The organism is Terrabacter sp. 01T434 (genome assembly GCF_056398545.1).
Genome location: NZ_JBFTPP010000001.1, coordinates 989231 through 1002423, shown reverse-complemented (window position 1 = coordinate 1002423; position 13193 = coordinate 989231). Strand labels below are relative to the sequence as shown.

General features: G+C 71.5%; 11 protein-coding genes. 5 read left to right on the top strand and 6 right to left on the bottom strand.

From position 1 onward, the window contains the following. The first annotated feature begins 24 nt into the window (after nt 1-24). Nucleotides 25-747 (top strand): peptidylprolyl isomerase, encoded by a 723-nt coding sequence (locus tag AC1DIW_RS04735; RefSeq protein ID WP_478106643.1) that lies wholly within the window; start codon nt 25-27, stop codon nt 745-747. Between the two features lie 39 nt (nt 748-786). Here AC1DIW_RS04735 and AC1DIW_RS04730 read toward each other — a convergent pair whose 3' ends face one another. After that, a complete protein-coding gene (locus tag AC1DIW_RS04730; RefSeq protein ID WP_478106642.1) occupies nt 787-2058 on the bottom strand; it encodes an MFS transporter in 1272 nt (423 codons plus the stop codon). 96 nt (nt 2059-2154) lie between these two features. Between AC1DIW_RS04730 and AC1DIW_RS04725 the strand changes: the two genes are divergently transcribed. Then, a complete protein-coding gene (locus AC1DIW_RS04725; protein ID WP_478106641.1) occupies nt 2155-2976 on the top strand; it encodes a tyrosine-protein phosphatase in 822 nt (273 codons plus the stop codon). A gap of 138 nt (nt 2977-3114) precedes the next feature. On the opposite strand, the gene lepA is transcribed toward AC1DIW_RS04725, so the two are convergent. Further along, on the bottom strand, nt 3115-4959 hold the full coding sequence (gene lepA / locus AC1DIW_RS04720) for a translation elongation factor 4 (RefSeq protein ID WP_442279079.1): 1845 nt from the start codon (nt 4957-4959) through the stop codon (nt 3115-3117). Between the two features lie 209 nt (nt 4960-5168). On the opposite strand from lepA, the gene AC1DIW_RS04715 reads away from it, so the two are divergent. Next, on the top strand, nt 5169-6242 hold the full coding sequence (locus AC1DIW_RS04715; RefSeq protein ID WP_478106640.1) for a M48 family metallopeptidase: 1074 nt from the start codon (nt 5169-5171) through the stop codon (nt 6240-6242). 36 nt (nt 6243-6278) lie between these two features. Here the strand turns inward: AC1DIW_RS04715 and AC1DIW_RS04710 are convergent, their stop codons facing one another. Next, entirely contained in the window at nt 6279-7517 is a 1239-nt protein-coding gene (locus tag AC1DIW_RS04710; protein WP_478106639.1) for an MFS transporter, read from the bottom strand. A gap of 137 nt (nt 7518-7654) precedes the next feature. On the opposite strand from AC1DIW_RS04710, the gene AC1DIW_RS04705 reads away from it, so the two are divergent. Next, entirely contained in the window at nt 7655-8248 is a 594-nt protein-coding gene (locus AC1DIW_RS04705; protein WP_478106638.1) for a type II toxin-antitoxin system PemK/MazF family toxin, read from the top strand. Between the two features lie 29 nt (nt 8249-8277). On the opposite strand, the gene rpsT is transcribed toward AC1DIW_RS04705, so the two are convergent. Then, entirely contained in the window at nt 8278-8538 is a 261-nt protein-coding gene (gene rpsT, locus AC1DIW_RS04700) for a 30S ribosomal protein S20 (RefSeq protein WP_478085219.1), read from the bottom strand. 226 nt (nt 8539-8764) lie between these two features. Next, on the bottom strand, nt 8765-9724 hold the full coding sequence (gene holA, locus AC1DIW_RS04695; protein WP_442279074.1) for a DNA polymerase III subunit delta: 960 nt from the start codon (nt 9722-9724) through the stop codon (nt 8765-8767). A gap of 64 nt (nt 9725-9788) precedes the next feature. On the opposite strand from holA, the gene AC1DIW_RS04690 reads away from it, so the two are divergent. Beyond that, nucleotides 9789-10778, top strand: coding sequence for a prohibitin family protein (locus AC1DIW_RS04690; protein WP_442279118.1), 990 nt, complete (start codon nt 9789-9791; stop codon nt 10776-10778). A 128-nt stretch (nt 10779-10906) separates the two neighbouring features. Here AC1DIW_RS04690 and AC1DIW_RS04685 read toward each other — a convergent pair whose 3' ends face one another. Continuing rightward, complete coding sequence (locus AC1DIW_RS04685) at nt 10907-13147, bottom strand: ATP-dependent DNA helicase (RefSeq protein ID WP_478106637.1); 2241 nt, start codon at nt 13145-13147, stop codon at nt 10907-10909. Nucleotides 13148-13193: the final 46 nt, after the last annotated feature.

Here is a 13193-nt window from a genome sequence, read left to right as displayed (position 1 = left end):
TGGTCCACGTCGTACGCTGCCCTCATGGCGGATGCGCAGCCGGCGCGCCGCAGGACCGTGTGGCTCCTCGTGGGCACGGCCCTGCTGTGCCTCGCCGTTGGTGCGTCCGTGATCGTGCTGACCCACCAGCAGCGGCTGGCCGGACCCACGCAGGCGCCCACCGTCGCCGTGACGTGCGCGTCCCCGCCGACCCCACGCGCGACCTTCCCCAGGTTCACGACCGCACCGCCCGCGTCCGTGGCGGCCGGCTCGGACTGGAGGGCCGTCCTGCACACGACGTGCGGGGACGTGACGCTGCGGCTCGACGGGCAGCGCGCGCCGAGGAGCGTCGCCTCGTTCATCGCTCTGGCCCGGGCCGGCTACTGGACCGACAGCGTCTGCCACCGGCTCACCACGCCACCGGCACCCACGGCGTTCCTCCAGTGCGGGGACCCGAGCGGGCGCAGCACGGCCGAACCGGGTTACGACCTGCCGCTGGAGAACGTCCCGGCTGACCAGACCTACCGCGTCGGCGACGTCGGGATGGCCCGCGGCGACGGCTTCCTCGGCACCGCCGGCGAGTTCTTCGTCGTCCACCACGACTTCACGGTCGCCCCGGGGTCACCCGTCTACTCCCTCATCGGGCACGTCGACTCGGGGCTGGACGTCGTGCAACACATCGTCAGCGGGGGCGGTGAGGACTTCAGGTCGGACGGCCCACCGTTCCTGTCCGTCAGCGTGCTCAGCGTCGACGTGCATCGCCTGTGACACCTCGAGCCGTGGTGAGGGGGCCGGGAGGCAGCCGGGTCAGCCCGAGTGCGTCGTGACCCCGTAGCGAGCCCGCGACGCCAGGGCCCAGCGCGCTGCCGGGACCGAGACGAGCGCGATGACGACCATGAAGGCGGCCAGGACGAACCAGCCGGTCTCACCGAGGCCGACGCAGAGGTAGGTGACGACCGGGGGCGCGACGACGGCGAGCACGCTGAACCCGAGGCCGGCGAAGCCTTGGTACTGACCCTGCCGCTCGTGCGGCGCGAGTCCCATCTGCAGGCCCCACTGGCCTCCCGACCCGATCATCTCGCCGACGACGTGGACGAGGGACCCGACGACGAGGATGGCGACGGCGAACCACCTGGTGCCCCGGTCGGCCAGCGCGACGACGGCGAAACCGGCCGCGATCCACCACGCCCCTCGCACGAGGGCCCGGGCACCGGCCTCGACGGAGTCGGCGCGACGGGACAGCCGCACCTGGAAGAGGGCGACGGCCGCGGTGTTGACGATGAGCAGGATCGCCACCATGACGGTGGGGGCGGCGGTGTGGGCGGAGACGTAGAGCGCCAGGCCGAGCTCCATTACGAAGAAGTGGAGGGAGAAGAGCCCGGTGATGACGGTGATGACGACGAAGGGCCAGTCCCGGACGACGGCGAGTCTCGGCTCGCCGGCCGCGCGTGCGTGCGGTGCGATGTCGGGCAGTCGGGTCGAGTTCCACGCGGCGAACCCGGTGAAGACGGCGTTGAGGACGAAGACGGTGACGTAGGCCCATCGCTCGTCGATGACGAGGGCCGCGCCGCCGAAGACCGAGCCCAGCCCGAGGGCGGTGTTGGTGACGGCACGCAGGTAGGCCTTGAAGAGCACCCCGCGCCCACCGGTGGCGAGCTGGGCGATGACGCCCTGGTTGACGGCTCCCGCGCCCCGCTCGAAGAACGCGAGCACGCCGAGCAGGAGCGCGAGCGCCCAGGGGGTCGTGGCGAGAACCGGCGGCGCGCTGAAGAGGGCCGCCCCGGCCATGAAGGCCGTGAGCACCCGTCGCGGGCCTCGGGTGTCGCCGAGGTGGCCGGCGGGCACCTGCACGACGATGCCCACGACCGCCGAGACCGACATCGCGAGGGCGACCTCGGTGGCGCTGAAGCCGACCTGCCGGGTGAAGTAGAGCGCGCTCGTCGTCAGGACGGCGCCGGCGCCGAACCGGTTGGCGAACGAGCCCAGGGCGAGGATGCGCAGGTCGCGGTCCACCGGGATGCCGCGACGCGTCAGGGGTGGGGTCGGCGGCGCCTGCGGTGGGGTCGTGCTCGAGATCACGGGTCCTCTTCCTCGTCAGCAACTCTCTCGACATCAAGATATCTGACGGTAGGCCTATCGCGCCATGTCGTTTCTCCCGTCGCCTACGCTGCAGGGGTGTACCTCCCGAACTGGATCGAGCTCGACGGCGTCGTCAACATGCGTGACCTCGGCGGCATGGTGACGGCCGACGGCGACACGGTCCGGCCCCGCCGGCTGCTGCGCTCCGACAACCTCCAGGACCTCTCCCCCGAGGCCGTCGACACGCTCGTGACCCGCTACGGCGTCACCGACATCGTCGACCTGCGCACCCATGTCGAGCTGGCCAAGGAGGGCGACGGCCCCCTCCGTGCCGTCGCCGGCGTCACGCACCACCACCACACCCTCTACCGCGAGGACACCGACGAGTCGGGCATCCCGGCCGCCGAGCGGGCCCTGCCGTGGGAGACGGACGAGCGGCGCGAGCTCACGGCCGCGAGGCGCGATCCCGACCAGGACCGCGCCCACGACCGGTTCTGGTCGGAGCACTACCTCAGCTACCTCGCCAGCCGCCCCGACTCCGTCGTCGCCGCGCTCGACGCCATCGCCTCGAGCGAGGGGGCCGCGGTCGTCCACTGCGCCGCCGGCAAGGACCGCACGGGCACCGTCGTCGGCCTCGCGCTCAAGGTCGTCGACGTGCCCGACGAGCTCGTCATCGCCGACTTCGCGGCATCGGCGCAGCGGGTGTCGGCCATCATGGACCGCCTGCGCTCCCGCCCGGCCTACGCGCGCAACCTCGAGGACAAGACGGTGGCGCAGCAGTCACCGACGACCGACACGATGCGCCTGCTCCTCGGCGCGCTCGACGAGCGACACGGCGGCGTCCACGGCTGGCTCCGCGCCCAGGGCTGGACCGCCGCCGACACCGACCGCATGCGGCACAAGCTCCTCGGGGCCTGAGCCACCGCGCCGACCCTCGACCAGGCGCCCCGTGCCGCCAGTGGTCGTATGCCGTCAGCCGGAGTGGGTGCCGAAGCTCCCAGCGGTGTGGTCGGCTCCACGCCACCACGGTACGACTCGCGGCGACGGCGGTGGGGGCTACTTCTTCGACTTGCCCGGGTCGGAGTCGCTCGAGAGCGCGGCGACGAAGGCTTCCTGCGGCACCTCGACCCGACCGACCATCTTCATGCGCTTCTTGCCCTCCTTCTGCTTCTCGAGGAGCTTGCGCTTGCGGCTGATGTCGCCGCCGTAGCACTTGGCCAGCACGTCCTTGCGGATGGCGCGGATGTTCTCGCGCGCGATGATGCGCGAGCCGATGGCGGCCTGGATCGGGACCTCGAACTGCTGGCGCGGGATGAGGTCCTTGAGCTTGCTCGCCATCATGACGCCGTAGGCGTAGGCCTTGTCCTTGTGGACGATGGCCGAGAACGCGTCGACCGTCTCGCCCTGGAGGAGGATCTCCACCTTGACGAGGTCGGCCACCTGCTCCCCGTCGGGCTCGTAGTCGAGCGAGGCGTAGCCGCGGGTGCGCGACTTCAGCTGGTCGAAGAAGTCGAAGACGATCTCGGCGAGCGGCAACGTGTAGCGCATCTCGACCCGGTCCTCGGAGAGGTAGTCCATGCCCCGGAGGTTGCCGCGCTTCTGCTGGCAGAGCTCCATGATCGCCCCGACGAACTCCGACGGCGCGAGGATCGTGGCGCGCACGATCGGCTCGCTCACCTCCCGGATCTTGCCGTCGGGGTACTCGCTCGGGTTGGTGACGTGGACGGCCTTGCCGTCGTCCATCGTCACGTCGTAGACGACGTTGGGCTGCGTCGAGATGAGGTCGAGGCCGAACTCGCGCTCGAGGCGCTCGCGCACGATCTCGAGGTGGAGCAGACCGAGGAAGCCGACGCGGAAACCGAAGCCGAGGGCGGCCGACGTCTCGGGCTCGTAGACCAGCGCGGCGTCGTTGAGCTTGAGCTTGTCGAGGGCGTCGCGCAGGTCGGGATAGTCCGACCCGTCGATGGGATAGAGGCCGGAGAAGACCATCGGCTTGGGGTCCCGGTAGCCGCCGAGGTCCTTGGTCGCGGGCTTGCTCGCGTTGGTCACCGTGTCGCCGACACGCGACTGGCGCACGTCCTTGACGCCGGTGATGAGGTAGCCGACCTCGCCGACCCCGAGACCCTTCGAAGGCACCGGCTCGGGGCTGATGACGCCGATCTCGAGCAGCTCGTGGGTCGCCCGCGTCGACATCATGACGATCTTCTCGCGAGGGCTGAGGTTGCCGTCGACGACGCGGACGTAGGTGACGACGCCGCGGTAGGTGTCGTAGACGGAGTCGAAGATCATCGCGCGGGCCGGCGCGGCGGGGTCGCCGACCGGGGCCGGCAGGTCGCGCACGATCGTGTCGAGCAGCGGCTCGACGCCCGCGCCGGTCTTGCCCGACACCTTGAGGCAGTCCTCGGGCTCGCACCCGATGAGCTTGGCCAGCTCCTCGGCGTACTTCTCCGGCTGGGCCGCCGGCAGGTCGATCTTGTTGAGCACCGGCACGATGGTCAGGTCGTTCTCCATCGCGAGGTAGAGGTTCGCGAGGGTCTGCGCCTCGATGCCCTGCGCTGCGTCGACGAGGAGCACGGCGCCCTCGCACGCCGCGAGCGAGCGGGACACCTCGTAGGTGAAGTCGACGTGCCCCGGGGTGTCGATCATGTTGAGGGCGTACGTCGTGCCGTCGAGCTCCCACGGCATGCGCACGGCCTGGCTCTTGATCGTGATGCCGCGCTCGCGCTCGATGTCCATGCGGTCGAGGTACTGCGCGCGCATCGCGCGCGAGTCGACGACGCCGGTCAGCTGCAGCATGCGGTCGGCCAGCGTGGACTTGCCGTGGTCGATGTGCGCGATGATGCAGAAGTTGCGGATCAGGTCCGGCGGCGTTGCGTTGGGTGCCAACGCGGAGCGGGCCATGGGCGACACGTGGGACGAACCTCGCAGAGTCAGGGTGACGGGGATGGTGCTGGTCGGTGGGTGAGCGGCGTCGGCAGCGCTCGAGTCACTCGACTCGCTCGGGGCCGCCGCCGCAACCAGCACAGTCTCCCATGCTTTGGGGTGCCGGTGCTCACGCCTCCCCGGCCTGCCTCCGCATCGGGGCGCCCCGGTGACGCACAATGGCCGCCATGCGCGCCCAACCGATGCAGGTCCTGCCCGTGGCCCCCGGCTCGCACCTGCCGCTGCGCCGCTACGTGCGGCACCCGCGCGAGATCGTGACGCTCGTCGTCGCCATCGTGACGTCGGTGCTGCTCCTCGTCGCGGCCTTCTCCGAGGTGTCGCTCGCCATCGACGAGCAGCGCACCCCGGACGTCTACGCCCTCGCGCTGATCTTCGCCCCGCTGCTCGTCTGGTTCGCGCGCGGACAGCTGTGGGCCCAGCAGCGGCTCTCCGGGATCAAGCTGGCTCCGGAGCAGTTCCCCGAGGCCTATGCGATGCTCGTCGACGCGGCCGCCCGGTCCGGCCTGTCCTACGTCCCCGACGCGTACGTCGTGCTCGGCAACGGCGTCCTCAACGCCGCCGCCTCGGGACACGGCTTCCGCCGGTTCGTGTTCATCAACAGTGACCTGCTCGAGGTCGGCGGCGCGGCGAGGGAGCCCGACGCGCTGCGCTTCGTCATCGCCCACGAGGTCGGGCACATTGCCGCCGGGCACGTCAGCTACTGGCGCGTCCTCGGGACGTTCGCGTCGCAGTGGATCCCCCTCATCGGCTCGACCCTGAACCGGGCGCAGGAGTTCACCGCCGACAACTACGGCCATGCGCTCGCGCCGCAGGGTGCGCGCTCCGCCATGGCGACCCTCGCCGGGGGCAAGTACCTCGGCCGCTCGGTCGACGTGGACGCGATGGCAGACCGTGCCGTCACCGAGCCGGGTTTCTTCGTCTGGGTCACCAACGCCGTCGCGAGCCACCCGGTGCTGCTGTGGCGCATCCACGCGCTGCGCGACCGGCGCCGTCCCGGCCGCCTGCTCTGGCGTCCGAAGGAGCCGTGGCTCTGGGGCCGGCCGGCCGCGCCGGGGGCGTACGCCCTGCCCGCCATGGTTGGTTTCGCCCCGACGCCCCTCCCGGAGGACGCCCCCGCGATCCAGCAGGGGCCACCCGACTCTCTCGCGCCGGACGCGGCTCCGGTCGGCGCCGTGTCGAGCACAGCGGCGCACGGTGGACGTCACGACGACGAACGGTGGGAGCCTCGGTCAGTCGAGTGACCGCGTCGCGCCCGCGGGTCGCCCGACGTTCTCAGGTCAGGCGTTGGTGGTCTCGGCGCCGACAGCAGCCCGGTCGACCGGACGGTCGGAGCCGTGCGCGACGACGCGCGACCGACGCTCGAGCACCGCCGAGAGCACCGCGACCCCGACCCCGAGCACGGCCAGACCGGCACCGACGAGGCTCGGCGCGCCGTAGCCCCACCCGGCGGCCAGCACCATCGAGCCGAGCCAGGCACCGAGCGCGTTCGCCGTGTTGAGCGTCGAGTGGTTGAGGGCTGCGGCGAGCGACTGCCCCTCGTGCGCGACGTCCATCAGGCGGGTCTGGAGCAGCGGCACGACGATCGAGGGCAGCAGGCCCAGGACGAAGACCATGACGACGGCGAGCCAGAGGGTGTGCGCCGCCCAGCCGAAGAGGGCCAGGAGCACGGCGACGAGGCCGAGGGCGCCGATGATGCCCTTGAGCACCCCGACCCGGTTGGCGATCCGCCCGCTCAGCACCATCCCCACGACCATGCCGATGCCGTATGCCGCCAGCACCCACGGGATGTAGCGCTCGTCCAGGCCGGCGAGCTCGGTCATGGTCGGCGTGATGAAGGAGTACATCGCGAACATGCCGCCGAACCCGACGACGCCGACGAGCAGGGCGAGCCATACCTGGACGCGGCGCAGGGCCTGCATCTCGGACCGCATGGACTCCTCGCCGCTCGGCGGCTGGTGCGGCAGGAAGATCGCGATGGCCACGACGGTCAGGGCCGCGATGGCGCCGACGAGGACGTAGGGCAGGTGCCAGGAGAACCGCTGGCCCAGCAGCGTCGCGACAGGCACCCCGACGACGTTCGCGACCCCGAGGCCGCCGAGGATGGCCGCCACCGCGGCGGTGCGGCGGTGGTGGGACACGAGGGAGGCAGCCACGACCGAGCCGATCCCGAAGAAGGCACCGTGCGGCAGGCCGGCGAGGAACCGAGCCGCCATGACGGTGGGGTAGCTGTCCGCCGCGAGGATGGCGAGGTGCGCGACGGCGAAGAAGCCCATCAGGCCCATGAGCAGTCCCTTGCGCGGGACCTTGGCCGCGGCGACGGCGATGAGCGGTGCCCCGACGACGACGCCGAGCGCGTAGGCCGAGACGTAGTGGCCTGCCGTGGCGATGTCGACACCGGTGCCCTCGGCGATCTGCGGCAGCAGGCCCATCGTCACGAACTCGGTGGTGCCGATGGCGAAACCTCCCACGGCGAGCGCGAGGATGGCGAGGGTCGTGCGGCGTCTGGCGGGGCTCACAGAGGTTCTCCGGGTTGGGTCGTTCGATCGGCGGCCACGGTGGTGGCACCGGCGTGGTGGCAGGTGGCGTGGTGCGGATCGCCGTCGACCCGGTCTCGGACCCCAACGGTAACGGCGGCGCGGCTACGGTGATTCCCATGTCCAGCACCTTCGAGCGTCTCCTCGGCCGACTCCGTGGCATCGTGCGCGGCGCCTCCTCCCCCACCCGCGCCCGACTGACCATCCCGCCGAGCAACCCACCGGCCGGGCGGTCGGTCGCCCACCCGGGCGCGGCCTATCCCGGTGACGCGACGCGGCTGCCCGACACGACGTACGCGCCACGGCCGGATGGCCGGCCGGACCCGGGCGAGATCGTCTGGACGTGGGTGCCCTACGAGGAGGACCACAGCCAGGGCAAGGACCGCCCCGTGCTCGTCGTCGGGCGCGACGGCGACTGGCTCGTGGCGCTGCCCCTGACGAGCAAGGACCACGACCGGGACGAGCAGCAGGAGCGACGCTCGGGCCGCGAGTGGGTCGACATCGGCACCGGCGCCTGGGACGGCCGTGGTCGTCCCAGCGAGGTGCGGGTCAACCGCCTGGTCCGGGTGGACCCCGACGGGGTGCGCCGCGAGGGTGCCGTGCTCCCCCGCGAGCGCTACGACCAGGTTGTCGCTGCGGCACGCGCCCCTGCACGCGGGCTGAGGCTCCCTGACCCCCTCCGGACGCAGAGCGGGCCCGTCACCACGAGGTGACGGGCCCGCTCACGCGAAAGGGTGGTGCGTCAGAGCGACGCGACCTTCTTCGCCAGCGCCGACTTCTTGTTGGCGGCCTGGTTCTGGTGGATGACACCCTTGCTGACAGCCTTGTCGAGCTTCTTCGAGGCGGTCTTGAGGGCGTCGGCAGCGGCGTCCTTGTCGCCGGAGGCGGTGGCCTCACGGACCTTGCGGACCCACGTGCGAAGCTCGCTCTTGACGGCCTTGTTGCGCTCGGTGCGCGTCGCGTTCGTCTTGATGCGCTTGAGCTGCGACTTGATGTTTGCCACGTTGATGGTTTCTTTCGTTCGGTCGGATGGTTGCCGTTAGAGGGCGGCAAAGCTGCTCGGGACCGGGCGTGGGGACACCCTGCGTGAGCAGCTCTGGATGCTGCAGACGTGCGCGCACGACCTGAGCGCGCACGCAAGGGTCAAAGTTACCAGCGGCCGGTGCGCACGACCAAACCGGGAGCATGCCGTCCCGCGCGGTCGTCGGGCCACTCCGTGGGGGTGCGACTCAGCGCGCGGCGCGGGCACGGGCGATGGTCAGGATCGCCCGCTCCACGGCATACACGGGGTCGCGTCCGCCGCCCTTGACCTCGAAGTCGGCAGCGGCGACGGCCTGGACCGCGACGGCGAGGCCGTCGGCGCTCCAGTGACCGACGGCCCGACGTGCCTTGTCGACCTGCCACGGAGCCATGCCGAGGCTCTTGGCCAGCTGGGCGGAGCTGCCTCGCCCGGCGGCGCCGACCTTGATGAGCTGGCGCAGCTGGGAGGCGATGACGGCCACGATGGGCACGGGGTCGACGCCGGTGGCGATGGCGTGACGGAGCAGGCGCAGGGCCTCTCCCGACTGGCCCGCCACCGTCGCGTCGGCGACCCGGAAGCCCGTGGCCTCCACCTTGCCCCCGTGGTAGGTGTCGACGACGGCGTCGTCGATCGTGCCCTCGGTGTCGGAGACGAGCTGCGAGCAGGCCGCGGCGAGCTCTCGCACGTCCTTGCCGACGGCCTCGACCAGGGCGCGCACCCCTTCGCTCGTGATCTTGCGCCGGGCGGCCGCGAACTCCTTCATGACGAAGTCGGTCTTGTCGCGGTCGGTCTTGATGGCCGGGCACTCGATGACCCGGGCGCCGGCCTTCTTCATGGTGTCGAGGACCTTCTTGCCCTTCATGCCCCCACCGTGGGCGACGACGAGACCGAGGTCGGGGTCGGGCGCCGCGAGGAGCGAGAGCAGGTCGAGCTGGAGCTCGTCCGACGACTCGTGCAGGTCGCGCACGACGATGGTCTTGGCGCCGCCGAACAGGGACGGGCTGGCATGCATCTGCAGGGCCCCGGACTCGTAGGTCGCAGGGTCGATGCGGATGACCTCGACGTCGGCCTCCTTGCCGGCGACGAGCACCCCGGCGACGGCGCGCTCGACCAGCACGCCCTCCGGTCCGGTCACGAGCACGAAGGGCGGAACGGCCGGGTCGGTCATGGCGTCAACTCTGCCATGCGGGCCCGACAGCCGGCCCGCCCCGTCCCCTGTGGAAGTGAAGGTCATGTTCGCCCTCGTCCTCGCCATCGTGCTCGCCGCCGCCGGCTTCGTCCTGCTCCGGCTCAAGGACCACCCCAAGAAGCTGAGCCGCTACGCCGCGATCCCGTTCGGGCTCGCGCTGTTCCTCGTCGCCAGCGCCTCGTACTACCGCCTCGACGCGGGCGAGGCCGCGGTGACCAAGACCTTCGGCACGGTGGGTGACGAGGCGATCAGCGCCACCGGCATCCACCTCAAGGCCCCGTGGCAGGACCTCATCCGCTTCGACATCCGCAACCAGACCATCGCGCTCGACGAGGGCGGGGGCCGGATCTCGACGGTCACGAGCGACAACGCGACGGTCGCGTACGACGTGACCATCCGCTACTCGCTCAACCCGGGCAAGCTCTCCGAGATCGTGCGGCAGTACCCCGACCAGGAGTCGTTCATCTCGCGTGCGGTGCTGCCCGGTGTCTCGTCGGTGACCCGCGACGCGCCGACCACGTTCACGGCCGCGACGGTCCGCCAGTCACGCGCCCAGCTCGCGCTGCGGATCACCGAAGGCCTCGAGAAGCGCCTCGGCGAGGTCGGCGTCACGGTGGAGCAGGTCGACCCGAGGGCCATCACGCTCGACCAGAGCGTCCAGGCCAACTACGACAAGGTGCAGAGCTCGCTCGCCAACGCCGAGGCGGCCAAGGCCGACCTGCAGACGGCACTCGCGAAGGCCGAGATCACCAAGACCGAGGCACAGGCCACGTCCGACGCCGACCAGATCATCCGCTGCGGAGCGACCTCGACGCAGGTCAACGAGGTCATCAACGGCAAGGACGTCAAGGCCGTGAAGGTCGTGCCGGTGCCGTCCGAGAAGTGCCAGAACCGGCTCAACGAGCAGGTCCTCATGAGCAAGTACATCGACATGCTCAAGGAGCACGGCGACTCGCTCATCGTCGTGCCACAGGGGACCTCGAACCTGCTGCAGCTGCCCACGCCGCCCGCGGCCACCTCGAAGACCCCCTGACTCCGAGCGCAACACACCCGGTACCGGGCAGACCATCCGGTTGCAGCACCGAGTGGTTGACCGTTACCGGGTGTGTTGCGGGGCGAGGGGTGCGGTCGCTGGGGTGATCGCGTATGCCGTGGGGCGCGTCAGTCGAAGAGCGCGCCCGACGCGATGGTGAGCCCGAGCTGCTCGACCCGCGCGGCGATGGTCTCCTCCGGCAGCTCGAAGTGGTCGACGAGCTCGTCGAGCTGCATGCCGGCGTCGGCGGCGTCGCGCAGCTCCTCGTCCTGCTCGTCGGTCCAGGCGTGTCCGGACGTGACGGCGCTGCGCGACGAGACCGGAGCCGGCGGTGGCACGGCGACCGGCCTCGGGTGCTCCGTGCCGTCGGCGTCGGCCCGGGCACCGGTGAGGGAGCGCAGCGCGGGCTCCTCGACGGCGACCGGCGGCGGAGCCATCGCGTCGAGGCGTGCGAGTGCGGCGAGCACCATCTGCTTGTCGGTGGTCGGGTAGAAGGGGGGCAGCGAGCGCTGGAGGAACCCGGCATACCTCGCCGTCATCATCCGGGAGTCGAGGAAGGCCACGACGCCGCGGTCGTCGGCCCGGCGCACGAGACGGCCGGCACCCTGCGCGAGCCGGAGCGCGGCGTGGGTGGCCGACACGGCCATGAAGCCGTTGCCACCCATCCGCGCGATGGCCTGCGACCGCGCCGACGCCAACGGGTCGTCGGGCCGCGGGAAGGGGATGCGGTCGATGATGACGAGCTGGCACGACGAGCCGGGCACGTCGACACCCTGCCACAGGGTGAGGGTGCCGAAGAGGCAGGTGCGCGGGTCGCGGGCGAACTGGCGCACGAGCGTCGTGATCTGGTCCTCGCCCTGGCACAGGACCGGGATGTCGTCACCGAAGCGGGCACGCATGACCTCGGCGGCGGTCTGCGCGGCGCGCATCGACGAGAAGAGACCCAGCGTGCGGCCGCCGGCGGCGCGCACGAGCTGCTCGATCTCGTCGAGGGTGTCGTCACCGGCGCCGTCGCGGCCGGGCGGCGGCAGGTGGGCAGCGACGTAGGCGATGGCCTGCTTGGGGTAGTCGAAGGGGCTACCGACGTCGAGGCCCTGCCACTTCGGAGCTCCCTCGCCGCGCAGGCCGATCGTGCCGGCGACGGAGTCGAACGTGCCGCCGAGCTCGAGCGTCGCCGACGTGAGCACGACCGTGCGCTCCTCGAAGACCTTGTCGCGCACGAGCATGGCGACGCTCATCGGCGCGACGCGCAGGACGGGACCCCGGCGCTGGTCGCGGTTCAGCCACACGACGTCGAGCTCGCGCTCCTCGAGGATGCGCTCGGCGTTCTCGTGCACCTCGTCGACCGCCGCACGGGCGATCTGCCGAGCGCCGTCGGCCTCCTGCCCGGGCGGCGGCTTGAGGTCGCTCTGGACCGTGCGTGCGGTGTCGCGCACCCGCGCGAGGGCGAGGCCGACGGAGTCCGGGATGCCGAGCATCCGCCCCTCCTCGAGCGGCTCGAGCGCCTGGGCGAGCATCTCCCCCGCCTCGTCGAGGGCCGCGGTGTTCTCCGACATCCGGCCGGCCTTCTTGGCGGCGGTCATGACCATGGTGCCGGTGAGCTCGTCGGTGATCGTGGCCGTGACGCGGTCGACGAGCTCGTGGGCCTCGTCGACGACGAGCACGTCGTGCTCGGGCAGCATCTGCCGCCCCTCGAACGAGTCGATGGCCATGAAGGAGTGGTTGGTGACGATGACGTCGACGTCCTTGGCCGCCTCGCGGGCACGCTCGACGAAGCACTCGGCGACGAGCGGGCACTTGCCGCCCATGCACTCGTGGGCCGAGACCGACACCTGACGCCAGGCGCGCTCGGACACGCCCGGGACGAGCTCGTCACGGTCGCCGGAGTCGGTGGTGGACGCCCACTCACGCAGCCGGACGACCTCCTGGCCGAGTCGGCCGACCGAGGCGTCGACCTGCCCGACCGAGAGCAGGCCGTCCTCGTCGTCGGGGAAGCCGCCCTCGAGCTTGTTGAGGCACACGTAGTTGCGGCGGCCCTTGACGAGGGCGTACGTGGGGCGGCGCCCCAAGACCGGCGCGAGCGCGTCGGCGACGCGCGGCATGTCCCGGTCGACGATCTGCGCCTGCAGGGCGAGCGTCGCGGTCGCCACGACGGCAGGCTTGCCCGCCTCGAAGGCGTGGGCGACCGCCGGCACGAGGTAGGCCAGCGATTTGCCGGTGCCGGTGCCGGCCTGGACGAGCAGGTGCTCCCCGTCGTCGATGGCGTGCGCGACGGCCTTGGCCATCTCGACCTGTCCCGGCCGCTCCGCGCCACCGACTCCCGACACCGCGGCGTGGAGGAGGTCGTCGAGCGCGGGGGGTTGGGGCATTGGGTCAGCGTAGTGCCGACGCACGTGGGCACCGCCGCCGTGGGCC